The organism is Mesorhizobium sp. WSM4310, from assembly GCF_007003935.1.
In the GTDB taxonomy this organism is placed as follows: Bacteria; Pseudomonadota; Alphaproteobacteria; order Rhizobiales; family Rhizobiaceae; genus Mesorhizobium.
The window spans coordinates 1-22,018 of record NZ_VFTA01000058.1 but is presented as its reverse complement, the minus strand read 5'-3'; the positions used below and the strand labels follow the sequence as shown (position 1 = coordinate 22,018).

Genomic DNA, 22,018 nt, shown 5'->3' with positions numbered 1-22,018 from the left:
CACGAAGCACTCCTTGTCGCGCACAGGGCGCGCAAGACCACTGGCCTGACGATTGGCTCATCAGGCTCTTAGAAGTTCCTTCACCTCGATACTATGCCGGCGTATCGCCTAGCCGACTTGTCGCAGCTTGAGGCCGAGAATTCGAGCCGCATTAGCCTGAACCCAGCCGGCCTTCTCCATTGTGTCGATCAGCCGTCACGCTTCGTCCGCCGCGGTCCCAGCCCCCGTCCGGCCGTATCGTTAGAATCGCAAGTGGCCATCTCGTGTTCAGGCGGGCGCCGATGCGCCGAACCGGCATCGTGCTGGCCCGTGAGAGCTCGTCGATGACATTGCCACGTTCCGAAAGATTGGTTCCTTCCAGAGGAGAACGCCAAGCACGCAGTTCTCCGGCTCGCGGACGTTGCCGGGGAAATAGCATTGCGAGATCAGCTCAACTGCCGACGGCGCAAAGCCATGGTTCTCCATATTTCAAGGGTAAGCGCTGTGTCCTTCCAGGAGGACCCGCGATCTGTGGGCCTGCCGATTCTGAGGTGGATCGGAGATCGGCTTGTGTCTGAACTTGAACTTACGATTGACCCTGAGCGGCAGCCTCGGCGTTTTCGAGGGTGATCAACGGCGCTGTTGGTCGGCGGCATTGGTCGATGGACGACAAGGCACGGAGTCATCTCCGAGACCCTGGAGCCGACGCGGTGATCTCGGAGGTTGCCCGGCGCTACGGGCTGCGGCCGCGGCGGAACGCTCGCAAGCTTGCGACGTCGGCAGGACAGGCCACTCCCGCCTAGTGGTTTCGGTGGCGCCACCGGAACGACCCGTTGGGCCTACATCCTTGCACCAGAGCTCAAGGCCACGGCCTGAGAATCGGCCGCCGCTCCCCCTACTTGGTTCCTCAGCCGACAGCGCTAAGAAGGAGAGCAACTTCCGTCGGCGCGAGGATCATTGCGTCGTGGCCAGTGGCGAGTTCCTGCCACGCCCAGCCATCCTGCTTCGCGACCCATTCTCGCGCTCCCGCCATCGGCGGGTGGAGTGGATTAGTGCAGACGACATAGGTTCGGGGTCTGCCGTTGCCGAGCGGGTGCTCGAGCTTAAGTCCGCTTTCGTAGGTGCCTGCCGGATGCGGTGTTATCCGGCGCCGCACCCAGTCCGTGAGCGAGTGTCCCTCGGGAGTGCCGAATGCTGTTGGCGGCGGAGTCGGCATGAAGATACCCCGTCCTTCCTCCGCAACCAATTTTCGACGGGCGGCGACGATGTCGGGGGGCATGGTGCTGAATACACTTTGACCGCTCTCGACGATGGCGCCGTCGAGATAAACGAGATGGCTGATATGGTCGGGTATCCGGTCGGCGGCGCCGGTGATGCTGATGCCGCCTAGACTGTGACCGACAAGGATCACATCGCTCAGCTCTTCCGTTACAATGTGGTTGACGATGTCGGTCACGAATGTGTCGGGCGTGATGTCCTTGCACAGCAAACGTGCGCGTTCGCCGACACCTGTCTGGGTAGGCGTGGTCACGTGGCATCCCATCTTGCGAAGATTGGCGGCGACGTCCCGCCAACACCATCCGCCATGCCAGGCACCATGCACTAGCACATACGTCTTTATCATGGATTGTGCCGTTCCATTTGCTCACCGGCCGTTGTGGCTGCCATCCGGCACGATGGCCGGACATTGTCCAAAGGGGCTCGACCACGTTACCGGTGGTAAGTCCGGCACAGGCGCCCCGTGGCCTGAGGATACCCCTACCAAGTCGAGGAAACTTGAATTGCGAAACCCAATATTCACTAGCTCTTTGCAAGTGGATGGAGAGGCTCATGGTGTGCCGCAGTTGCTCGCTGCCGGCATGCTCTTGGCACCGGCTGATCATCCGAACTTGAACAGGACACCAAAGCCGCCGCGCGGATAGTTCCACTCGATGTCGCCGCCTTTCTCGCACAATATCCGGCAGGTGCCGCATTCCATGCAGCCGTCGGCGGTGATCTCGACTTGACCCTTGTCATTCAACTCATAGCATTTCGCCGGACAGACGTAGGTCAACGCAAGCAAGTTCGCGCTTGGCTTGTCGTGCGGTCGCACTATGATATGGGGGCGGCCGGAATCGACCAGATAGCGGTTCTGGTAAAGTTTGTCCTCGACACGAACCTTCGTCACTGCGATCGTCATCTTGTACCCTCTTCAGCGCCATGCCAATGCCAGGCGGACCGCGTCGCTGACCAACCCCCAGCGCGAGCGCGCGTTGATGAAGGCGGCCGTGGTGTTCTTTTCCTTCTCGATCTTCGGCGTGCCGTCGACACGCATGAAGGTCTGAGCGGCATGCGACATCAACCGCGGATAGCTGTCAAAAAAGTTGCTGGAATTGGTGTGGAGTAAGGCTGGCATGTCCTTGTATTTCTTAAGATCCTTGATCACAAAGGAGTCATCCAGCATCGTCTTGTAGAGCGCAAGGTTCGCTTTGGTCATAGGACCGTTGCGGCTTTTGACTTTGATGATCGCCTCAGCCGCGACACGACCCGAGGTCATGGCAAGGTTCGAACCCTCACGGTGAATGGCATTGTTCAGTTGCGCTGCGTCGCCGACGATGACCCAACCGTCGCCGAATAGCTGCGGAATGGCCCTGTAACCACCTTCGGGGATAAGATGGGCGGCATATTCTTTCACCTCCGAGCCAGCGATCAGCGGCCGGATCGAAGGATGGTTTTTCATCGCATCCAGGAGGGCGGACGGGCTCTCCATCGTCGCGGCGAAATCCGAGACCAGGCAGCCGATGCCGAGTGAAATCGACTCCTTATTGGTGTAAAGGAAGCCGAGCCCGGCCATGCTGCGAGAGATCGTGCCCACGGCCTCGATTACGCAGCCTTCATCGCCCTTCACCCCGAACCGCTGGCCAATGACCTCTTCGGGCAAGAAATGCATTTCCTTGACGGCAATCGCCACGGTCTCCGGCTTCGGCATCTCGCGCAGGCCTGCGCGAGTGCCAAGCAATCCCGACACCCCTTCTGCGAGAACGACCACATTCGCGAAGACCACTCCGCCAGCCCGGTCTGTGCGGACGCCGATCACCTTGCCATTGCCATCACGGACGAGTTCCGTCGCGGTCGTCTCACACAGGACCGTCGCGCCAGCCTCGCGCACCTTGCGGGAAAACCATTTGTCGAACTGGGCGCGGATGATCGTGTAGCGGTTGGGTTTCGCCTCATTGAAGTCGTCCGACCGGTAATGAATTCCGGTGTGAGACGTGTCGTCCATCACCCAAAGTCGCTGTTCGACCAGGTGCCGCTCGAGGGGCGCATCATCCCGGAAGTCCGGGATGATCTTCTCCAGCATGTTCGCGTACATTATGGCACCCTGGACGTTCTTAGAGCCCGGATATTCCCCGCGCTCCAACTGCAGGACCTTCAGCCCCTGGCTTGCCAAAGTGTAAGCAGCTGCGTTTCCAGACATGCCGGCTCCGACCACAATGGCATCGAATTGTTCAATCATGTCCTCTCCCTCAACTCGCAAGCTTGTCTCGACTGTGCGGCGACAGCCGCCGGGTGAAGGCTTCCGTCAGTGCGGGCAGGAAGCGGATTGCATCCGTGACGATCCCGAGGTGGGCGAACTCGAAAATCGGCGCGTTCGGATCGGTGTTGATCGCGACGATGAGATCGGCCCCCTCGACCCCAACTCGGTGCTGGATGGCGCCGGAAATTCCGGCCGCGATGTAAAGCTTCGGTCGAATGGTCTTGCCAGTTTGTCCAATCTGTCGATCAGCCGGCATCCAGCCCTTCTGGACCAAGGGGCGCGAACAGCCATGCTCGGCGCCGATCGCTCGGGCAAGATTCTTCACAAGCTGAAGGTTCTCCGCCGCTCCGAGACCGAGGCCTCCCGCAACCACGACATCCGCATAGGCAAGATTTGCCATTGCCGACTGGTTATCCGGTAGGAAGCCGAGGACTTTGGTGACGATATCGTCCTCAACGAGCGACAGCTTGTGCCGCATGACACGCCCGACCGGCTTATCCACCCGTTGCGGCATAGGCATGACCCTTGGTCGCACCGTCGCCATTTGCGGCCGGTAATTTAGTGTATAGATCGTACACAACAATGAGCCACCAAAAGTCGGACGGGTCGCGGCGAGTGAACCGTCGGAATCTACATCAAGTTCGGTGCAGTCGGCCGTGAGCCCCGTCTGCAGGGTCGTCGCTACCGAGCCTGCAAGATCCCTGCCCAGTGTGGTCGCGCCGAGAAGGAGGATTTCGGGTTTATGGGTATTGACCAGATCCGTGAGCGCCTTGGCGAACGGCTCGTTCCGGTAGTCGGCGAGCGGCGGCGCATCGACGATGTAGACAAGATCCGCCCCGTAAGCGAAGGCCTCGGCAACAGCGTCCTCGACCATCTCGCCCGGCGGTCCCAGCACGACGCCCGCGAGCTGGACTTCAAGCTTGTCGGCTAATTTGCGGCCTTCGCCCAGCAGTTCGAATGATACAGGATGCACATTGCCGCGTTCGAGCTCGAGGAAGACCCACACGTGCCGGTAGTCTTTGAAACGGTCGGGAAGTTCTTTCTTTACACCGGCACGGCCGGGGGCAATGCGAGGGGTAGTTTGGCTTGCGGTCGACATTTTCTGCTCCTGGCCGTCACGTGCCGCTGTTGAAGGCCAGCTCATGTTCCAGCGCCGGCCGGCGGGTTAAGATATCGGCGATGAGTTCATCGGCTATGTCCTGCAAGCCCCTTTCCGCGGTGTCGATCTGCGCCGCCCTTTCTGCCCGTGCGGTGGGGGCGAAAACACGCTTGACGACTGTAGGCGAGCCACGCAGACCGCACCGGGTGAGATCGTCAATGCCGGCGTCGGCTGCAGTCCACTTCACGACTTGGCTGCGCGCCGCGCACAGAGCCTGCTGGAGCGAGCCCCGGCGGATTTCGTTGGTGTCTTCCAGCATGGTAATGAGGCAAGGGAGTCTGCTCTTCAGCAACTGGGTGCCGCCTTCGGCGCGACGAGCGACTTCGATCTCTCGCGTATCGAGATCGATGGAGGCAATCTTCGCGACATAGGTAAGTTGCGATAAATCTAGGCGCTTGGCTATGCCCGGTCCGACCTGGGCGGTATCGCCGTCAATCGTCTGCTTGCCGGTGAAGACGATGTCCGGCCTGCCGAAAGTCTCCCCAATTTTTGCGATTGCTTGCGAAAGAGCAAAGGAAGTCGCCAGCGTATCGGATCCGGCAAAATAGCGGTCCGTCAAGAGAACTGCTCGGTCAGCACCGTAACCGAGCGCCTTTCGCAGCGAGTCCTCCGCCATGGGCGGACCCATTGTGAGCACAGTAACCTCGCCACCATGAACGTCGCGCAGTTTGAGCGCTTCTTCGAGGGCGAACAGGTCGTAAGGATTGATGATGGTCGGAACACCCTGACGCATGATCGTGTTCGTCACCGGGTGCACGCGGATCTGTGCCGAATCCGGCACCTGCTTGATGCAGACTACGATATGCATTGGCGGTTTCTCTAAGCTCCCAGTCCGGATTCGTGCTTGGCGGTTCACCTCATTGCCTGCATCGTTCATGCCAAGTCGTCTTCCTGCCTCTATTCCAGAAGGTGGCTTCGTTTGCTTCCGAGGAGGCGTCATGAGGACTGGATTTGTCGACTTCTCGACATTGTCGCGTCGCAGCCGTGTCGGGCTCATTACTTTCCGAACCGCTTCAGTGCAGAGTCGAGCGGGACGAAGGCGCGGCCAGGTGCGGGACATATGTTTGGATCGTGGTCCCTTAGCACCTTGAACACACGTTGCGTGAGCGGCGAGGAAGTCGCGAAATCTTCGTAGGCGCGTTCCAGCTTGGCGCGCACCCGCGCGGCGATTACCTGGTTAGGCAGACCGGAGAAATCTTCTTCGGCAAGGTATTGGCCCACGCGCTTCATGATATGGAGCCGCGAGACATTCATCACTTTCGGGTCGTAGGAGACGTCAAGGCAGGCGAAGAAGTCCTCCGCGGCCGACAGGCCCTTCAGTCGCGCTAGGATATCGGTGCGATCGATCGGGCGGCTATCAGCGGAGCAGTTCATTGTATTCTCCCGGCGCGAAATTGTGGTGTCGATGCATTGGTGACATTGCTGACGGCGTGCCGACCTCTGGCACGGCGGCTGGGCAAGAGACTTGGCGATCTCAAGCTTTTCTGAAGTGGTGAAGGCGACCCCGAGTTTAACTGCTCTCCTTGCGCAGGGTCGTCACGTTGAGGAAGACCTCACGGCTCGTCGGCTATTGTGCCGCTCGGACCCGGGCCGGAATGAAGCTGTTCTGCACCTCGCCCGCACAGTCCAGCACTGGGAACGGCCCGTAGCTTCTCGGTGATCGCAGGCAGGACCTCAAGCACGCGGTCTACGTCATCTTCGCCGTTGTCACGCGACAAGGAGAAGCGGACTGCCCCACATGCCGCGTTCATAGCGATCAGAACATGGCTCGGTTCCAGTGAGCCAGAGGCACAGGCGGACCCGGCGGAACAGGCGATTCCCAGCCGGCTCAGGACAATTGGAATTGCATCGCCTTCGATACCTTCGAATCCAATGTTTGCAGTGTTTGGCAATCGCTCTTGCGGATCGCCGTTGATGGATGTGTTTGGGATGCGCTGGATGATCCCGTTCTCAAGGCGGTCGCGCAACCATTTTATTCGTTTTGTCTCGTCCATGAATTTCAAGGCGAGTTCGGCCGCCATGCCCAGTCCGACTATGCCGGGTGTGTTTTCAGTGCCTGCACGCCGGTCGCGCTCTTGGTGCCCACCCTTGATCATGGAGGAGAAGCGCACGCCACGTCTTACATAAAGCGCGCCTATCCCCTTTGGACCATGCAGCTTGTGGGCGGAGAGCGACAGCATGTCGATCGCGGTCGATTTCAGCTCAATCGGAAGCCTTCCGACCGCCTGCACTGCATCAGTGTGGAAAAGCGCGCCGACTTCCCTGGCTAGATCGGCAAGCTTAACCACGGGAAAGATCGTACCGGTCTCATTGTTCGCCCACATTATCGAGACGATTGCCACTTGTGGGGTGAGGGCGGTTCTGTAGGCGTCCAGGTCGAGCCGGCCGTAGTGATCGACTGGGATAATGTGCACCTTGACGCCGCGCGTCTTCTCAAGGTGCGCGCACAACTTCAGAACGGCCGGATGTTCAACCGCGGAAGTCACTATTTCCGTTCGGTCGGGCATCACCTCCAGCGCCGAAAGGATGGCTGTACTGTCGCTTTCAGTCCCGCCCGAGGTGAAGATGATCTCGTCCTCGAATCCCGCGCCGATGAGGGCTTGCAACTGTTGCCTCGCCTTTCTCACGGCTTCAGCAACCGATGCGCCATAGGCGTGCATGGACGAATGATTGCCAAATTGCTCCGTAAAGAAAGGCAACATCGCTCCAACGACTGCAGGATCAACCCGCGTCGTTGCGTTGTTGTCGAGATAGACAGGGTTCATGGGAGTGATCCTTCAACTGCTGAAATGATTCAAGGGTAGTCGGGCCATTGAACCTCTGGCGCATATCGTATCTGGTAAGGTGGGCGGCCGGGGGAGCGATGGCTTGGCTGACCGGTCGCTGTCGACATTGCCCTTTGGTGGCGGCATCCGCCGGGAATTCAGCTGTTTCGGGCAATTTTGTTTGCTTGCCCACGGCAACGATCGATGATCGCGATTTGGTGCATCACCGAACGCAATTGTTCCGGGCCGACAGTGCGTGTCGGCCGGTTCCAGAGCGCCGGCGGTTACCGGTTCGACGCAGTATTCCTTGGCGTCGCTATAGTCGAACATAGCCTGTTCCCTCGCAATCATTTGCAGGACTTGCCGCAGCCGCACGTCTCACGCGCATTGGGGTTATCGAAAACAAAGCCGGATGTTTCGAGCCCAGTGACGAAGTCCACGGTCATGCCGGCGGCATGGGGTTGGGAGCCTCTATCCATGAACACCTTGAGCCCATCTCGCTCGATGATCGCATCGCCCTCACGTGAGACGCTCTCCAGGCCCATTGAGTATTGGAAGCCGGCGCAGCCGCCGGCATGGACCATGATGCGAAATCCTTCCGCCGGCTCGCTGGCGCGGTAAAGAGCGGCCTTGATGGCGGCAACAGCGTTGTCGGTGAGCGTAATCATGGCTCGATTTCTCCTCGGTCCGGCGTTTTCGTGGATCATCTCGCATGGACCGTGCCAAAGGGAAGACGTGTCAAAAACCGTAGGACATCCCGACGTCTCTTATGCTCGATTGCTGGGGAGACGTCCGACAACCGACACTTACTGTCGGGTTTGTCGCGTCCGCGTCACAGGAAGGGCGCCTGAGTTCGCGATGCACTCACGCGTAAAGCAATGAACAGAGCCAAAGATGTTCAGAGCTTGCCGCGGAGCAACTGGCACGATTTTTGTGAAGCCTTCGTTGCGGCGGCAAAATTGCCGGCCGATTCACCTTTGGGTTGCCCTCGCAATCGAAGAACGAAGGAAAGCAATATGATCCATCAGACCCGCCTTGGTGGGAAAGCAGCACCGCCGGTGGTACCCGAATGCTCGATCGGCCGATTGGCGCCGACCACCCAACAATCGCTCGCTACCGGCGATTGGCCGCTGACCGCCCGGAGACAGGATTCGACTGGCATGTGCCTGACGATCGATCGCGTCCGCCGTGCACATCCCTGAGGCCCGTTTTTCGATCGATCGTCAAAAGAAGAACGGGGCAGGGGTAAAAACATGGATCAGCGCAAGAAGCGGTCGCCCAACGAAATCCGGCGTGCGTGGGAAGTCTGTCCGAACATTCCCGCGCGTGATTTCGCCGCCCAATTGGCCATTTCGGAAGCGGAACTGGTCGCGGCCCATTGCGGTTTCGGCGCGGCACGCATCGACCCGCGCGTCAATCACCTTCTGACGGGCCTCGAATTCGTGGGCGAAGTGACGGCGCTGACCCGCAATCAAGGTGCCGTGCACGAAAAGATTGGCGTCTTCAACAGAGTGATAACCGGCAACAATCACGCCATGGTCCTTGGTGACGAATTCGACCTTCGCGTCTTCCCGCAGGCTTGGAGGTATGGTTTCGCTGTTGAAAGGCGCCATCGCGGCGGAATCCAGCGCAGTTTGCAATTCTTCGACGCCGCCGGCGCAGCAGTGCATAAGGTGCATCTCAGGCCGGTCTCCAACCTTCATGCCTATCGAAAGCTGGTGGCCGAGCTCGTATCCGCCAACCAGGAGCCGACCATGTCGCTTAAGGCGAGAGTAGCCGACCTGGGCGCGAGGACTGCGGACTGGGCCGGCACGGTGGACGACCTACGCGAGTACTGGAGCCGGCTGACTGACGTCAACCTTCTAAAGACGCTCAAGCTCAGCCGCTGCCAGGCTTTGCGCATGGTCGGCCAGGATTACGCTTGGCTGCTCGACAATGCCGCAGTTGGCGCCGTGCTCCAGCGTGCGGCCGAAGACGAATTGCCGATCATGTGCTTCGTCGGCAACCGAGGTTCTATCCAGACCCATTCCGGCTTAATCAAGTCGGTCAAGCAGATCGGGCCGTGCATCCATGTGCTGGACGAAACGTTCCGGCTGCATCTCAGGACCCACCAAATCCGTGAGGTTTGGGCCGTGCGCAAGCCGACCAATGACAGTCACGTCACCTCGCTCGAAGCATATGGGTCCGACGGCAAGATCATCATCCAGTTGTTCGGTGCGCGCAAGGAAGGCGAACGCGAGCGCGACGACTGGCGGGTTCTGGCGGAAAACCTGCCTCGTTTCCCCGACAGCTACATGAGAAAAGACCGATCGTCGTCGGTGGGACGCCGGCGCCCATCTGCCTCCGCAGCCAGTAGCCGGGCATTGAAGCCGAGACCGGGGACACGATGACGCAATAAGCGCGCTGTATTATCGCAACGCGATGAGCAGGAAGCAATTTGGCGCTGCCCCATCGACCGCATGGTTACGACGAAGCCGCGGCCTTTGGGCCGAGCTCAGAGGTGACAATAGCGTGAACGCCGCCGACCGTCACTCCCCACCAGGCGGTCAGGTTTTGCGGTTCGGGCCGAGCAAAAATACTGTCAAGACAGCGAGGAACGTGGCAACCGCGCTGTAGACAAAGACACTGGCAATACCCGTGTGATCCACCAATAGGCCACCGCAAGTTGTGCCGGCTGCGATGGCCACTTGGAAGGTTATGACCATCAGTACACCAGCGCTCTCGGCCTGTTTCGGAGCGGCGCGTAGCACCATCCATGTCTGCAATCCGACCGGGACCGCGCCAAAAGCAAAGCCCCATACGGCAACTGCAATTGCCGAGGTCAAGGCCGATGCTCTCATGGTCAGGAGCGAGACAGCGGCTACGGCAATGAGCAGGGGCGGCAGGGCCGCGACCGCCTTGAGACTGTGTTTGGTGAGGAATGCGCCGGCTAAATTGCCGAAGACGCCGGCCGTGCCAAAAGCAAGGAACACGAGCGGGATTGACTTCTTGTCGAGCGCAGGAACGCTCTCGAGAAAGGCGCGGATGTAGGCGAAGCTGGCAAAATGGCCGGAAGCGACCAATAGCACGACTAGCACCGCAACCTTCATCGCCGGATTCTTCGCGACATCCAGCGGACTGCGGAATCTGCGCACTTCGATCGGAGGCAGTGGCGGAATGGTTACGAGTTGCACGAGCAGCGCAACGGCACTCACGATTGCGGCGACCTTGAACGAGGCTCGCCATCCCCAAATGTCACCGACATAAGCGCCGATTGGAGCCGCGCAGACGGAGGCGACAGAAACGCCGGTGAGGATGACCGACATGGCGCGCGGCATGAGGTGACTTGGAACCAGCCGCATCGCCAACGCTGCCGAAATTGACCAAAAACCACCAAGCGATATGCCAAGGACGACGCGTGCCGCCAGCAAAACCGGCAGCGACCCCGCAACCTCCGCCAGAACGTTCGACAGGATCAGCAGGAGCGTCATCGCCCAGATGACGACCCTGCGGTCCAGACGCTTTGTCACGATGGCGATTATCGGTGCCGAGATCGCCGCGACGATTGCGGCCGCTGTTAGCGCCTGTCCAGCCGTGCCCGTGGTGATACGGAGATCATGCGCGAGCGGTGTCAGAACGCTGGCGGGCAGAAACTCTGCCGTCACAAGCCCGAAGGTGCCGAAGGAAAGCGAAATGATGGCACCCCATGCAGGGCCAGAACGTTGATAGGGACTTTCTGGGTCAAGCCGATCTCGGTCGAACAAAGCCGCGTCCACTAAATCTGTCGCCGATTCGGTCATGAATGAGTTCTCCGGCTAGGAGCTGTTGCAGCAGGGGTGGCTACATCGCCGGGGATCAAAGCCGCGAGACCTTCCGGCGGCGGCCAGTCGGCATCAGTCGAGGCCTCGGAGCCCGACGCATCCGAGGCCTCATCGGAGGGCCGACGGACCCAACCGTCGACAATGCGGGAGAGTTCTCGGCGCGGTCGCATCGATCGCATTCGTCGAAGTGCGGTCTGTTCACTGCGAACCAAGCAAGCCGAACGCGGTGTCCTCGATCGAGGCCTTGATGGGGGGATGATCGACGATCTCTATATTGCTTTGAAGCAGGAAGTTCCGTCGCCATATGTGGTTATCCTGGCAGCCAGAATTGAGCGGTTGTCGCAAGCACCAAGGCGGTCGCAATGAGTGCAACGAGGCGGAAGTCTGATCGATGGCTGCGGTTCGATGGCCGCGCGATCGACAAAATTGAGGTGATGAGTTATCCCTTTTGAAGCCGTTGCTCCCAATTCTGGGATAAGGTAATTGCAGGCGGTCCCAGCAACGTCGGGCGGCCTTTTTGGTGATCGAATTCATGGGACGACACTCTCGGTCCGTGACGCATCTGCGAATGACTCCGCAAGTTCCGTGCCATCAACGACAAATCTGGCTCTGCTGAGCGGGTGGTGGAGGCACGAGCGTGGGCTATCCCAAGAGCTTGCCGCAAGGTTGTTCGAAGTTGAGGTGCCGGATAGACCGCAAATATGTCGGGCGGCCTGGGGTTGGCCAACACGAAGATGCGCAAGTTCAAAAGGACGAGCTGAACCCTTGCCGATATCCATCCGAGGCTGATCTGGAGAAGGTCAAGAACTGCGTCTTGAAGGCTTCCGCCGCACCGGCAAATGCTAAGCCAAGGTGCTGGGCAAGATGGACAGGGCCATCCAACCCGTCGACTGGACGCTCATTAATGGCGTCGGTGTGGCTCTGTAGCTGGCGAGAAAAACGCCCTGCTGAAAGACAAAAGCTCGTGTGGCCGGCTCTGAAGGACGGCCAATGAGGCATGCGAGGAGAGGCTATAGTCCATTCGTGTAGACTGATCTTGTCCTACGGAGGCGGCTAACCACCCCGCCAGACATCATCGAGGGGAGCGCCACTAGGCTCACCCCAAGTGTTGGTCGTTTCCACCTGGTGACCTCGGCCAAGTCACCAAGCCGCTTAGCGCAAGCTTTCGAACTGGATGCTCCCCGGGCACATGATCGGCTAGCGATCCCACCAGTTGAGTTGCTCCAAGTCGCTGTCTAGCATTCTACATTCTGTGTCCGACGCTGGACAAGAATGTTGCAATCCCGACCAGCAAGTCAGCGCAGGCGCCACCTGTTGCCCAGCAAACGGCAAGGATTATCGAAAGACGAATTCGGCACGGAGCTTGCACCGACGATTGCATGCAAATGCCGACAGCATCTCATGAACGGTCTCTCGATTCTGGCGCGGTTAAATCGCGGCCGGTTCCAGATCATGTCCCGCCCGAAATGGTGAGGGACTTCAACCTGTTTACGTCGCCCGGCATGTTGCCGACGGCTAACGGGGATCCGCATGCAGCGGTTGCTTGCGTTCATGCCGGGCCTCCGATCTTTTATTCAACCAGCAACACGCGCGACGGTCGGGGTACCTGGGTCATCACTCGCGCGAGCGACCAGCGCCGGGTGCTGCAGGACACCGAAACGTTTTCCAGCCATCGCAGCATCTTCGCCTCTGTGCTCGGCGAGAGCTGGCCGATGATCCCGCTTGAGCTCGATCCGCCATTCCACGGTGTTTTTCGCTCACTGCTCAATCCGCTGCTTTCGCCAAAGCGGGTAATGGCATTGGAGCCGGCTGTCCGGGAACGAGCGATCAAGCTGATCGACAGGATCGCCGCATCAGGCACGAGCTGCGACATCATGAAGGATTTTGCAGTTCCGTTCGCGGTCAATATCTTCCTTCGCTTTATTGGGCTTTCGGACAACGGACTAGAAACATTTGTCGGCTGGGCTAGAGATCTGCTCCACGGCGATAAGGAGCAACGACCACCCGCAGCCCGGACGATCGTGGCCTTCATCGACGAACTTGCCACCGAGCGCCGCAAGGAGCCGGTCGATGATTTCATGACCTTCATCGTGAAGGCAAAGGTCGAGGGTCGTCTGCTCAGTGACGAAGAAGTCCGTGGCATCGGCGTGCTTGTGTTCGTCGCGGGACTCGACACGGTCTCAGCAGCCATATGCTTCGACTTGGCCCATCTCGCGCGCAACCCCAAAGATCAGGAATTGCTACGAAGCGAACCTGACCGGATTGCCGTCGCTGCGGAAGAATTGCTGCGCGCCTATTCGACCATTCAGATGATCCGAGTGGCAACGAAGGATGTCGACTTCAAAGGCGCGCCGATCCGCAAGGGAGATTATGTTTCCTGTGCCACGATGATTGCCAATCGTGACCCGGCGGAATTCGAATGCCCGAATGAGATCGATCTGGCGCGCGAGGACAACCGGCACGCTGCCTTTGGCTATGGTCCCCATCGTTGTCTTGGCTCACACCTTGCCCGGCGGGAGATTGTCATTGGCCTGGAGGAGTGGCTGGCGCGCATCCCAGCCTTTCGGATCAAGACAGGGACTGAACCTATCACCTTCGGCGGCCATGTGTTCGGGATCGAGAATCTGATCCTGGAATGGTCCTGAAGTTTCAGCCAACGACATTGGAGTTCGCTATGCGTGTCGTCGTACATAAAGCCAGATGCCAGGGTCATGCGCGCTGCTGGGCGCGGGCGCCGAGAGTCTTCAAGCTTGATGACGCCGGCTACATCTTGCCCGGTGATATTGATGTTGCCGATGGGGAGCAACTGCTTGCCTCAAAAGGGGTACGAGCCTGCCCCGAACAAGCTCTGGAAGTTGACGAGCCCCCCGCTAACTCAGTTGTAGAGAGAGACACACGCAAAGTGCAGACTGGCATCGGGAAGGACAAAACAATCATACAATTCGCGACAGACCCTGTCGACCACGCGAAAATTACCGAACTGCGTGACCGAGAGGCGATCCGCAACTGCCTGTATCGGTACTGCCGCGGGATAGACCGCGCCGATGAGGCGGCGCTGCGTAGCGCATACTGGCCCGAAGCGTATGACAGGCACGGTCCCTATTGCGGACCGGCAGAGGACTTCATCCAATTTGCTCTCGGTCTGCCGGGGCACCGTAACATCCATCAAATCACGAACAGCCTGATCGACTTCATCAGTTCAGCAGAGGCCGCGGTCGAGAGCTATTTCACCGCGCTGCAACGCGGACCGGATACAGACCAAGAAATACGTCAGACGCTGCTTTGCGGCCGTTACTGCGATCTGTTTCAGAAGAGGCAGGACGAGTGGCGAATTGCGGAACGGACAGTCGTCTACGATTGGGTTGAGGAGCAAATCCCGCCAGCGATTCTTGAGGCAGATAGGTTCGGCCGGCGACAGCCGATTGGAGCACCACATCCAGACGATCCCATCTACCAGTTGCTCAAGGGTCACATCCCCACCGACCAAGATGGCGTCGAGGGTCCCCAACTGGGAGCTGCATAAGTGGGTAGGAATGGAGGATGAGCGCCCTACGGGAACGACATCTGTGTGGGGCCGCGACTGGCGGTCACTGCAACGATTTGGCTCGGCCCTTCATTCCGCCCAAGGTTGATGGGCTGAGATCACAAGCGGTCATCGTGGAGAAGCTCTCGTGAAACTGGCAGCACGCACCGTAATCATCACAGGCGCTGCGGGCGGGATCGGCCGTGCCCTGGTCGATATCCTTGCCGCGGACGGAGACACTGTAGTTGCGGTGGACCTTCCGGGCAGTGGTGTGGTTGAACTGGCTCGGGATCTCGGGTCGCCGCACGTCGGTCTGGAGTGCGATGTGTCGCGAGAGAAGGACATGCTCTCACTTTTCGGCCAGGTCGAAGCACGGTTCGCGCAAATCGATGTCCTCATCAACAATGCGGCGGTTGGACCCACGATGGATAGGATCATCGACACCGCTGTCGATACCTTCCGACGCGGCGTGACAGTGAACCTTATTGGGCCATTCGTTATGGCCCGGGAAGCGGCGCGGCGCATGAAGCCGGGCGGTGCGATCGTCAATGTGGCTTCGATGGCGGGCGTGGTCGGCAATCCCAGGCGCAACGCCTACGCAGCCTCGAAAGCTGGCGTGATCTCGTTGACAAAGTCCCTTGCATGCGAGTGGGCTATGCGAGGAATCCGCGTCACGGCGGTGGCGCCGGGCTCCGTCCGCACCCCAATGGTCACAGAACTGGCACGCGCTGGCAAAATGGACCTCGCGGCGATACGCCGCCGCGTGCCGATGGGGCGCTTGGCTCGCCCCGACGAGATCGCCAGGGTCGTGCGTTTTCTGAGCAGCACGCAGGCGCGCTACATCACCGGCTCGGTGCTGGCAGTCGACGGAGGCTGGATGTCATTCAACCAGCCGGGGGATGCTCACCCGCCGGTGGATGGTGCGCTCCAAGCCGAGCTCTCCTGTCCGGCCGAATGCACAGATGCGCGAATCGTGCTCGTCACCGGTGGCGCAAAAAGCATTGGCGCGGCCGTCGCTCGCCGCTTTGCCGCGAACGGCGACACCGTCGTGATTGCTGATAAAGATGGCACTGCAGCGGCAGAGCTGGCTACATCGCTCCCCGGCAAGCATCTGGCGAAATCGCTGGACGTGGCCGTCGAGAGCGATGTGGTGTCGATGTTCGAAGAACTGAGGGGACGCTTCGGGTATATCGATGTTCTGGTCAATAGTGCTGATACCGCCGACAGGATTGTGCCTGCGATCGAGCAACTGTCGAAACAGCTCGAACACGTCCTGGATGTCAACCTTACCGGCGCCTTCACCTGCGCGCGCGAAGCGATCAAGGCTATGCGCCCGGGCGGCGTGATCCTCAATCTCGGGTCGATCGACAGCTTTCTGCCGTTCGCGCCGCGCCATGCCTACGGCGCCTCCAAGGCGGGGATGGATATGCTGACCCGTTGCATGGCGGCCGAACTCGGGCCGGTCGGAATTCGGACAGCCACCGTCGCTCCTGGCCACATCCGCACGCCCGCACTTGCTCAGTTGGCCAAAGCCGGCCGCATCGACCTGACAGCAATCGGACGACGCATCCCCATGGGCAGGATGGGACGGCCAGAAGACGTCGCAGATGCATCGTTCTTCCTTGCTTCGTCTGACGCCTCATACATCAACGGCTCGATCCTCTACGTGGACGGCGGCTGGACCTCGTTCGGTGATGCGGGAAACGCCAGCGAGCTCTATGACGAATGTTTTGCGGAGGCCGCAGGTTAATTGCCAGGCCTTCGCAGGGCGACCGGCCGAGCATTATGAAGCCTCGGCTCCACGACGCACCTGAGGTGCTTGAGATCCAAGCATGCGCATGCCGAGCACATTCCCGGTCGGCTGACGTGTCTATAACGAGGAGAAATCATGGAATTTGCCACTTTCATTCTGGCCGCCCAGCGTGGCTATCACCAATCCTCAGAAAGCGTCATCCGCAACTCCATCGAACAGGCCGTCGCTTCGGAGCAGGCTGGGTTCAACACCGCGTGGTTTGCTGAGCACCACTTCAACAATTACAGCCTCATACCATCCCCGCTGATGATGGTGGCGCACTGCGGCGGCTTGACAAGCACGATTCGCCTGGGCACTGCCGTCTGCGTGCTGCCGCTTTACCAACCGCAGCGCCTGCTGTCCGAGATCGGCTTCGCCGACATCGTTGCGAACGGCCGTCTCGAGCTCGGCGTAGGCTTGGGATACCAGCAGTTCGAGTTCGAACGGTTCGGCGTGGACATCGATGAGGCGCCGGCCGTCTTTTCGGAATACCTGGACATCATTCTCAAGGGCCTCAACCAAAACGTCTTCGAACACGACGGCCAGTATGAGAAGATCCCCCCAACAGCGATTTCGGTCCGCACAGTCCAGCAGCCGACGCCGCCTATCTGGATCGCTGGCGGAGCCGCACGGATGGCTCGGGCCTACCGCGAGGGGCACAATTTTTTTGTCACAGCCTTCCACGACGGCTTAGAGACTTTGACCACACTGCGTGAATCAGTCGAGAGGGCGGCGGCATCCGAGGAAAAGAACGTCACCGACGTCAAGATATCGCTGCTGCGCTGCTGCTATGCCAGCCACGACGAGTTGGAGATCAACAGCTATCTCGACAATGCCCGCTTCCAGCGCCGGCTTTCTGAAGCCCTGCATCAGCGTCGCCAACAGAGCCACGATGGCTACCTGCTGCAGGAGACACCGACCCAGCAGGATCTGTCCTTCGAGACCATGCGCAAAAATTTGCCGATTGGCAGCGTAAATCGCGTGATTGATCGCCTGCTGGAAGAGATCGATATCTTGAAACCGGACCAGATCGCAGTTCAGACTCAATTGGGCGACTTCGACCAAAAGACGATGCTGCGCCAGATCGAGCTCTGGGGCGACAAGATCATCCCTGCGGTCAACAAGGCGCTTTGTCATGCCGGAAGCTGAAGCCGGCCGTTACGATGATGGCTGCCTATCCAGCGCGCAATGGCGTGGGTCCGAGCTAGGGAGGAGCTTCGATCAGCATGTGCTGCCCTGCGTACATTCACGTTCGCTTGAGGAGGTCCAGGCGGGCGAGGTGTTGGCGACGGAGGGGACAGGCCTTTCGTCTGTCGAATTGCGTGATGTCTTGGCCGCAACTTTCCCGTCTACCTCCAGCAGCGTATTCGCTTTGGAGGAGTTGAGCGAGCCCGAGCCGGAACTGGAAGAGGAACTGCTACGCCGGCTGCTGCTAGCGCATGCTGCGCCGGCCGACCCGGCGAGCGCCCGCTTGGCCAAGATCATCGCCCGGCGTGCGATGCGCATGGACCATCTTTGGCGGGATCTTGGCCTCTCAAATCGCGCTGAGCTCAGCCGCCTGCTTGCCAGACATTTTCCCGCGCTGGCGGCAGGCAACACAGAAAACATGAAATGGAAAAAGTACTTTTACCGCAAGCTGTGTGAGGCCGAAGGCTTTTCGTCATGCACAGCACCCAGTTGCGGGGAATGCCATGACTTCGAAAGCTGCTTCGGCCCGGAGGAAGTTGAGAGTCGCCTCTCGCCGACCACGAATGTCGGTTAGTCACTTCGCTTGATCGCAGCTGCGGACAAACGCTTATCGCGGCGCCGTCGTATGGAGGAAGGGATGTTCATCGCCTCGCGATATTTGGTGACGGTACGGCGAGCGACATCGATGCCGGTCTCCTTGAGTTGAGCAACGATGTCTTCGTCGGAATGTACCTTGTCGAGCGATTCTTCGGCTATGATTGCCTTGATCCGATGGCAGACAGCTTTGGCGGAGTGCGCATCGCCGCCCTCGCAGGATGCGATTGGCGCAGCGAAAAAATACTTCAGCTCGAACACCCCGCGCGGAGTCAACATGTACCTGTTCGAAGTCACCCGGCTTACCGTCGACTCGTGCATGCCGATCTCGTCAGCGACATTTTTGAGACAGAGAGGCCGCAGATGGGCGGCGCCGTGTGTAAAAAAGGCATCCTGCTGGCGCACGATTTCGGTCGCAACCTTAAGGATCGTCTTAGCGCGCTGCTTGAGACTGCTGATCAGCCAGTTCCCTTTTTCCTGGCAATTGTCGAGAAACGCTTTGCCTTCCGGATTTTGCTTGGTCAGCTGCGAGATTTCGGCGACATAGGTGTGGTTGATCAACACTTTGGGCAGCGTGGCCGGATCAAGCTCCACCCGCCATCCACCTTCGGACTTGGGCATTACCCAGACGTCCGGTACGATGGTTTCCGGCGTCCCGGACTGGAACCGGTCTCCAGGCTTGGGATCGAGCGCGCGGATTTCGTTCCTCATGTCGAGGAGATCCTCCTCGTCGACTCCGCAACGCTGCTTCAATCCCTGAAAATCCCCCCGTGCAAGCATCTCGAGATTGGCGACCAAAGCTGCCATAGCCGGGTCGAACCGGTCTTGCTGGCGCAGCTGAATCTCCAGGCATTCGCTGAGAGTTCGCGCAAAAATGCCCGGCGGATCAAATTGCTGCAAGATTCCGATGACCCGTTCCACATCAGCTTGCCGAACGTTTAACGTCCTGGCCAGATCGAAAAGGTTTACCTGAAGATAGCCAGTGTCCTCCAGATGAGCGGCGAGCTGTCCGGCAATCAGCCGCTCCTGGGGGGTGAACGGGTTGAGGGCGACCTGGCGGGCGACATGGTCGTGCAATGTTTCGGTGTGGGCGGTAAACTCCTCGACGGCAGGTCGATCGTTGCCGCTACTGCGTTGCGACTTCCATTGCCCGCGCCCGCCAGACGGCCCGCCAATGGGCGATTCGCCGATTTCGCTTCTGCTTTGACTGCTCCGCTGATCCACCCCTGGCAGCGGCGAATCGTCGTCAAACGGGTCAGGCTTCAAAACGGGGTTCTTCTCGAGTGCCTGCTGCACGAGCTGATGGAGTTCAGTATGCGTCAATCGCAGCAAGCGAATAGCTTCAATGGCTTGAGGCGATAAGACCATACGTTGCTTCTGGCGTTGAAGCAGGCTTGCTGAGAGATGCATGTTGAACCGTGATCTGCCGAGGAGGCTCTAGTGTGTGCTTGGGTTGTGTGAGACTTTCCACTTCTGGGTCATGCCGCCGCCTTCAATTTGTCGAGAACGTTTTGCGGGGATGAAACGCCATAGGGGTCCGTCTCGCAGTTGTCACAGAAGCCTTCCTCCTCGAACCACTGCTCCACCACGCCATCGTCGATCAGAGCGGCGTATCGCCAGGAGCGCATGCCAAAGCCCAGATTGTCCTTCGCGACCAGCATGCCCATTTTGCGCGTGAACTCGCCCGACCCGTCTGGGATCAGCTCGATCTTCTGCAGCCCCAAGGACTTTCCCCACGCATTCATGACGAAAGCATCGTTGACCGAGACGCAGTAGATCGCGTCAATTCGCAGTTCCAGAAATTGATCATAGAGTTTTTCGAAATCGGGCAGTTGGAAGGTCGAGCAGGTCGGGGTGAAGGCGCCAGGCAGCGAGAACAGGATGATGCGCTTGCCCCCGAAATAATCGTCGGAGGTCTTGTTCTCCCACTGATAAGGATTTGGCCCCCCGATCGACTCATCGCGAACACGCGTGCGAAAGGTCACGAGAGGAACGTTCTTTCTATAGGTCATTGATTTGCTTCCAGGCCAAAGTGGTACGGTGCATTTTTCGGTTAAACTGAAGCGGCATCGACTTCGGTCGACAGTTCCGGCAGCCTCGCGCCTTGGCGTGGTTGCCTCGGACCGGTCTTGTGCAAGACCGCCCCCGAGCAGGCACGTTTAACGGCGACGAGCTTCCGCGGAGACGGGGAATTTTGCTCGCGTGCTTTATCGAGCTTTGAGAGGTAGGCATGGTCTGCAACCGTGATTTTGACTGCGTTCTATCGACCGAGTCGCAAGCGCCATGCCAATTGACCCGATGCCTTGGGTTCACTTCGGTTTTTGCAGCAACTTTCGTGTTGTGCAGTAATGCCGGTCGATATTATTGCTCAAGCAGCACTGGAAATTGGGTGCGACTCCGTTCGGCAAACCCGGCCTTTGTCCGAAGCCGGACACGAATGTCGGAAATAGCCAAACGCCAGGATCTGGGGCGGGTTAAGAAACGTTGCCGTGGGCACCGGCTTCAGCACAATTGCGCCACGCGAGCATGGCTCCCAGCGTCAATGCCGTGCAGCAGCGAGACGAAGTCACTGCAGAATATCAACCTCTGCGAAGTCGTTGAAACCCAGCATGTGCGAGCCGTTCGAGGCGCAGATCAAGGCATGCTCGAGGAAGAGCTCGTGCTCTCGGCAGCAAGTGTTGCGACGTCTGACAAGGATCGTCGCGCTTCAAGGAAAAGAACCTGAATGGTGCACGGCTTGTGAAGGCCGGCGCATGGAAATGGCTGGGCTGATCATCCTCCATGAGGGTTGAATGAAGAGCTGGCCCCTATCTCCCTCAGCTGCAACGGGGGGAGATAGGGCATGTCCGTCTATCGCGCTGGGTAACATTCCTCGGTGATGCAATAAGGGGGAGCAATTTCTCATTTCGGCAGACACGACCCAGCTCTCCTTTCATGCGCTGATTCCCCCAGGGGAAATCGCGACTCCAGGCTTCCTATGCAGCGAATCGCGGTGCTGTCCGATGTCCGACAATGTCGGATGCGGATCGTAGCTGGGCTAGATCCGTCACTTTGCCTCGATGGTTTCCCACTGGCCTTATATCTGCTTCGCCCAAATGCGGCGACATAACCTGTGCGGCATCTGTGAATGGATCGACTTCAATCGAGACCTCGGAGGTCCCGATGCGCGAAGGGAGCTTGCCGATATGACGGCCACCATAGCGAACCACGGTCCGGACGACGAGGGGACTTGGATCGGCGGGCCTGCGGCGCTGGGACACCACCGCCTGGCAATCATCGATATCCAGGGCGGCCGCCAGCCGAGGATGCTCCAGGGGGATGGCCGACCTGACTTGGTGCTCGTCTACACGGGTGAGACTTACAACTACCGCGAGCTGCGTCAACAGCTGGCCGGCCTAGTCCATCGCATGAACACGAGCAGTGACACCGAGGTGGTGCTGCACCGCCCCCGCGAGTAGGGCTCTTCGGCGGGTACACTTTTTTCACGAAATCCGTGAATGTTTCTCGCGACATCATCCCGCAATCGGTGGTGCAGCGGGTGAAGAGCCCGTATCCGGCTATCCAGAATGCCGCCTACGACAAAATACTACGTACGCGGTTCACTGTGATGCTGGACGACCTAGTTGTGGAGCTTCAACAGGTTGTCCTCGATCAGGGCGAGGCGACTGATAGGCGTTTTTGACTTTAGGCTGCCATGTGGA

19 protein-coding genes and 2 pseudogenes are annotated in these 22,018 nt (G+C 59.3%); 9 read left to right on the top strand and 12 right to left on the bottom strand.

What is annotated here, in order from left to right; translation table 11 throughout:
• Positions 1–108: 108 nt before the first annotated feature.
• The 9 genes and pseudogenes from FJV80_RS32725 to FJV80_RS32680 all read right to left on the bottom strand — a co-directional run.
• Positions 109–195, bottom strand: a pseudogene (locus FJV80_RS32725) (helix-turn-helix domain-containing protein); the annotation flags it as partial.
• Positions 196–886: 691 nt separating this feature from the next.
• Positions 887–1,603 (bottom strand): alpha/beta fold hydrolase, encoded by a 717-nt coding sequence (locus FJV80_RS32715; protein WP_063169392.1) that lies wholly within the window; start codon positions 1,601–1,603, stop codon positions 887–889.
• Positions 1,604–1,858: 255 nt separating this feature from the next.
• Entirely contained in the window at positions 1,859–2,158 is a 300-nt protein-coding gene (locus FJV80_RS32710; RefSeq protein WP_024505235.1) for a ferredoxin family protein, read from the bottom strand.
• Between the two features lie 12 nt (positions 2,159–2,170).
• Positions 2,171–3,475, bottom strand: a complete 1,305-nt coding sequence (locus tag FJV80_RS32705) for an FAD-binding protein (RefSeq protein WP_063169391.1) — start codon at positions 3,473–3,475, stop codon at positions 2,171–2,173.
• Positions 3,476–3,485: 10 nt separating this feature from the next.
• Positions 3,486–4,595 carry an electron transfer flavoprotein subunit alpha/FixB family protein gene (locus tag FJV80_RS32700; protein ID WP_024505237.1) on the bottom strand — a complete coding sequence of 370 codons (1,110 nt, stop codon included), beginning with the start codon at positions 4,593–4,595 and terminating at the stop codon, positions 3,486–3,488.
• 16 nt (positions 4,596–4,611) lie between these two features.
• Positions 4,612–5,463 carry an electron transfer flavoprotein subunit beta/FixA family protein gene (locus FJV80_RS32695; RefSeq protein WP_063169390.1) on the bottom strand — a complete coding sequence of 284 codons (852 nt, stop codon included), beginning with the start codon at positions 5,461–5,463 and terminating at the stop codon, positions 4,612–4,614.
• 188 nt (positions 5,464–5,651) lie between these two features.
• Entirely contained in the window at positions 5,652–6,029 is a 378-nt protein-coding gene (gene nifW, locus FJV80_RS32690) for a nitrogenase stabilizing/protective protein NifW (RefSeq protein WP_063169389.1), read from the bottom strand.
• 179 nt (positions 6,030–6,208) lie between these two features.
• Positions 6,209–7,420 (bottom strand): cysteine desulfurase NifS, encoded by a 1,212-nt coding sequence (gene nifS, locus FJV80_RS32685; RefSeq protein ID WP_063169388.1) that lies wholly within the window; start codon positions 7,418–7,420, stop codon positions 6,209–6,211.
• Positions 7,421–7,767: 347 nt separating this feature from the next.
• Positions 7,768–8,088 (bottom strand): iron-sulfur cluster assembly accessory protein, encoded by a 321-nt coding sequence (locus FJV80_RS32680; protein WP_029356570.1) that lies wholly within the window; start codon positions 8,086–8,088, stop codon positions 7,768–7,770.
• A 210-nt stretch (positions 8,089–8,298) separates the two neighbouring features.
• On the opposite strand from FJV80_RS32680, the gene FJV80_RS32675 reads away from it, so the two are divergent.
• Both FJV80_RS32675 and FJV80_RS32670 read left to right on the top strand, forming a co-directional pair.
• The gene (locus FJV80_RS32675) at positions 8,299–8,622 is read left to right on the top strand and encodes a hypothetical protein (RefSeq protein WP_126066777.1); all 324 of its coding nucleotides are present in this window, start codon (positions 8,299–8,301) and stop codon (positions 8,620–8,622) included.
• Between the two features lie 51 nt (positions 8,623–8,673).
• On the top strand, positions 8,674–9,810 hold the full coding sequence (locus FJV80_RS32670; RefSeq protein WP_082826587.1) for a ChuX/HutX family heme-like substrate-binding protein: 1,137 nt from the start codon (positions 8,674–8,676) through the stop codon (positions 9,808–9,810).
• A 156-nt stretch (positions 9,811–9,966) separates the two neighbouring features.
• Here the strand turns inward: FJV80_RS32670 and FJV80_RS32665 are convergent, their stop codons facing one another.
• Entirely contained in the window at positions 9,967–11,199 is a 1,233-nt protein-coding gene (locus FJV80_RS32665; protein WP_063169386.1) for an MFS transporter, read from the bottom strand.
• A 1,487-nt stretch (positions 11,200–12,686) separates the two neighbouring features.
• Here FJV80_RS32665 and FJV80_RS32660 point away from each other — a divergent pair.
• The 6 genes and pseudogenes from FJV80_RS32660 to FJV80_RS32640 all read left to right on the top strand — a co-directional run bounded on the left by FJV80_RS32660 (position 12,687) and on the right by FJV80_RS32640 (position 18,297).
• Positions 12,687–13,865 (top strand): cytochrome P450, encoded by a 1,179-nt coding sequence (locus FJV80_RS32660; RefSeq protein ID WP_063169385.1) that lies wholly within the window; start codon positions 12,687–12,689, stop codon positions 13,863–13,865.
• A pseudogene (locus tag FJV80_RS35460) lies at positions 13,856–14,017 on the top strand (ferredoxin); the annotation flags it as partial. The gene FJV80_RS32660 and the pseudogene FJV80_RS35460, both read left to right, overlap by 10 nt.
• A gap of 138 nt (positions 14,018–14,155) precedes the next feature.
• On the top strand, positions 14,156–14,743 hold the full coding sequence (locus FJV80_RS32655; RefSeq protein ID WP_050580531.1) for a nuclear transport factor 2 family protein: 588 nt from the start codon (positions 14,156–14,158) through the stop codon (positions 14,741–14,743).
• Positions 14,744–14,891: 148 nt separating this feature from the next.
• On the top strand, positions 14,892–16,493 hold the full coding sequence (locus FJV80_RS32650) for an SDR family oxidoreductase (RefSeq protein WP_063169384.1): 1,602 nt from the start codon (positions 14,892–14,894) through the stop codon (positions 16,491–16,493).
• 138 nt (positions 16,494–16,631) lie between these two features.
• Positions 16,632–17,684 (top strand): LLM class flavin-dependent oxidoreductase, encoded by a 1,053-nt coding sequence (locus FJV80_RS32645; RefSeq protein WP_063169383.1) that lies wholly within the window; start codon positions 16,632–16,634, stop codon positions 17,682–17,684.
• Entirely contained in the window at positions 17,671–18,297 is a 627-nt protein-coding gene (locus FJV80_RS32640; protein ID WP_063169382.1) for a nitrogen fixation protein NifQ, read from the top strand. Before FJV80_RS32645 ends, FJV80_RS32640 begins: the two co-directional genes overlap by 14 nt.
• Here FJV80_RS32640 and rpoN read toward each other — a convergent pair.
• Both rpoN and FJV80_RS32630 read right to left on the bottom strand, forming a co-directional pair.
• Complete coding sequence (gene rpoN, locus FJV80_RS32635) at positions 18,294–19,727, bottom strand: RNA polymerase factor sigma-54 (RefSeq protein WP_063169381.1); 1,434 nt, start codon at positions 19,725–19,727, stop codon at positions 18,294–18,296. The two genes, FJV80_RS32640 and rpoN, sit on opposite strands and share 4 nt — an antisense overlap.
• Positions 19,728–19,795: 68 nt before the next feature.
• Positions 19,796–20,329: a peroxiredoxin gene (locus FJV80_RS32630; protein WP_063169380.1), complete on the bottom strand. Its 534-nt coding sequence runs from the start codon at positions 20,327–20,329 to the stop codon at positions 19,796–19,798.
• 1,173 nt (positions 20,330–21,502) lie between these two features.
• Here FJV80_RS32630 and FJV80_RS32625 point away from each other — a divergent pair.
• The gene (locus FJV80_RS32625) at positions 21,503–21,775 is read left to right on the top strand and encodes a hypothetical protein (protein ID WP_199489650.1); all 273 of its coding nucleotides are present in this window, start codon (positions 21,503–21,505) and stop codon (positions 21,773–21,775) included.
• Positions 21,776–22,018 lie beyond the last annotated feature (243 nt).

Excerpts from the sequence above, each read along its gene's own strand:
- FJV80_RS32665 (WP_063169386.1), bottom strand. The coding sequence starts at position 11,199 with ATGACCGAATCGGCGACAGATTTAGTGGACGCGGCTTTGTTCGACCGA.
- nifW (WP_063169389.1), bottom strand. The coding sequence starts at position 6,029 with ATGAACTGCTCCGCTGATAGCCGCCCGATCGATCGCACCGATATCCTA.
- FJV80_RS32640 (WP_063169382.1), top strand. The coding sequence starts at position 17,671 with ATGCCGGAAGCTGAAGCCGGCCGTTACGATGATGGCTGCCTATCCAGC.
- FJV80_RS32675 (WP_126066777.1), top strand. The coding sequence starts at position 8,299 with ATGAACAGAGCCAAAGATGTTCAGAGCTTGCCGCGGAGCAACTGGCAC.
- FJV80_RS32700 (WP_024505237.1), bottom strand. The coding sequence starts at position 4,595 with ATGTCGACCGCAAGCCAAACTACCCCTCGCATTGCCCCCGGCCGTGCC.
- FJV80_RS32680 (WP_029356570.1), bottom strand. The coding sequence starts at position 8,088 with ATGATTACGCTCACCGACAACGCTGTTGCCGCCATCAAGGCCGCTCTT.
- FJV80_RS32660 (WP_063169385.1), top strand. The coding sequence starts at position 12,687 with ATGGTGAGGGACTTCAACCTGTTTACGTCGCCCGGCATGTTGCCGACG.
- nifS (WP_063169388.1), bottom strand. The coding sequence starts at position 7,420 with ATGAACCCTGTCTATCTCGACAACAACGCAACGACGCGGGTTGATCCT.
- FJV80_RS32695 (WP_063169390.1), bottom strand. The coding sequence starts at position 5,463 with ATGCATATCGTAGTCTGCATCAAGCAGGTGCCGGATTCGGCACAGATC.
- FJV80_RS32715 (WP_063169392.1), bottom strand. The coding sequence starts at position 1,603 with ATGATAAAGACGTATGTGCTAGTGCATGGTGCCTGGCATGGCGGATGG.
- FJV80_RS32645 (WP_063169383.1), top strand. The coding sequence starts at position 16,632 with ATGGAATTTGCCACTTTCATTCTGGCCGCCCAGCGTGGCTATCACCAA.
- FJV80_RS32670 (WP_082826587.1), top strand. The coding sequence starts at position 8,674 with ATGGATCAGCGCAAGAAGCGGTCGCCCAACGAAATCCGGCGTGCGTGG.
- FJV80_RS32630 (WP_063169380.1), bottom strand. The coding sequence starts at position 20,329 with ATGACCTATAGAAAGAACGTTCCTCTCGTGACCTTTCGCACGCGTGTT.
- FJV80_RS32710 (WP_024505235.1), bottom strand. The coding sequence starts at position 2,158 with ATGACGATCGCAGTGACGAAGGTTCGTGTCGAGGACAAACTTTACCAG.
- rpoN (WP_063169381.1), bottom strand. The coding sequence starts at position 19,727 with ATGCATCTCTCAGCAAGCCTGCTTCAACGCCAGAAGCAACGTATGGTC.
- FJV80_RS32705 (WP_063169391.1), bottom strand. The coding sequence starts at position 3,475 with ATGATTGAACAATTCGATGCCATTGTGGTCGGAGCCGGCATGTCTGGA.
- FJV80_RS32625 (WP_199489650.1), top strand. The coding sequence starts at position 21,503 with ATGACGGCCACCATAGCGAACCACGGTCCGGACGACGAGGGGACTTGG.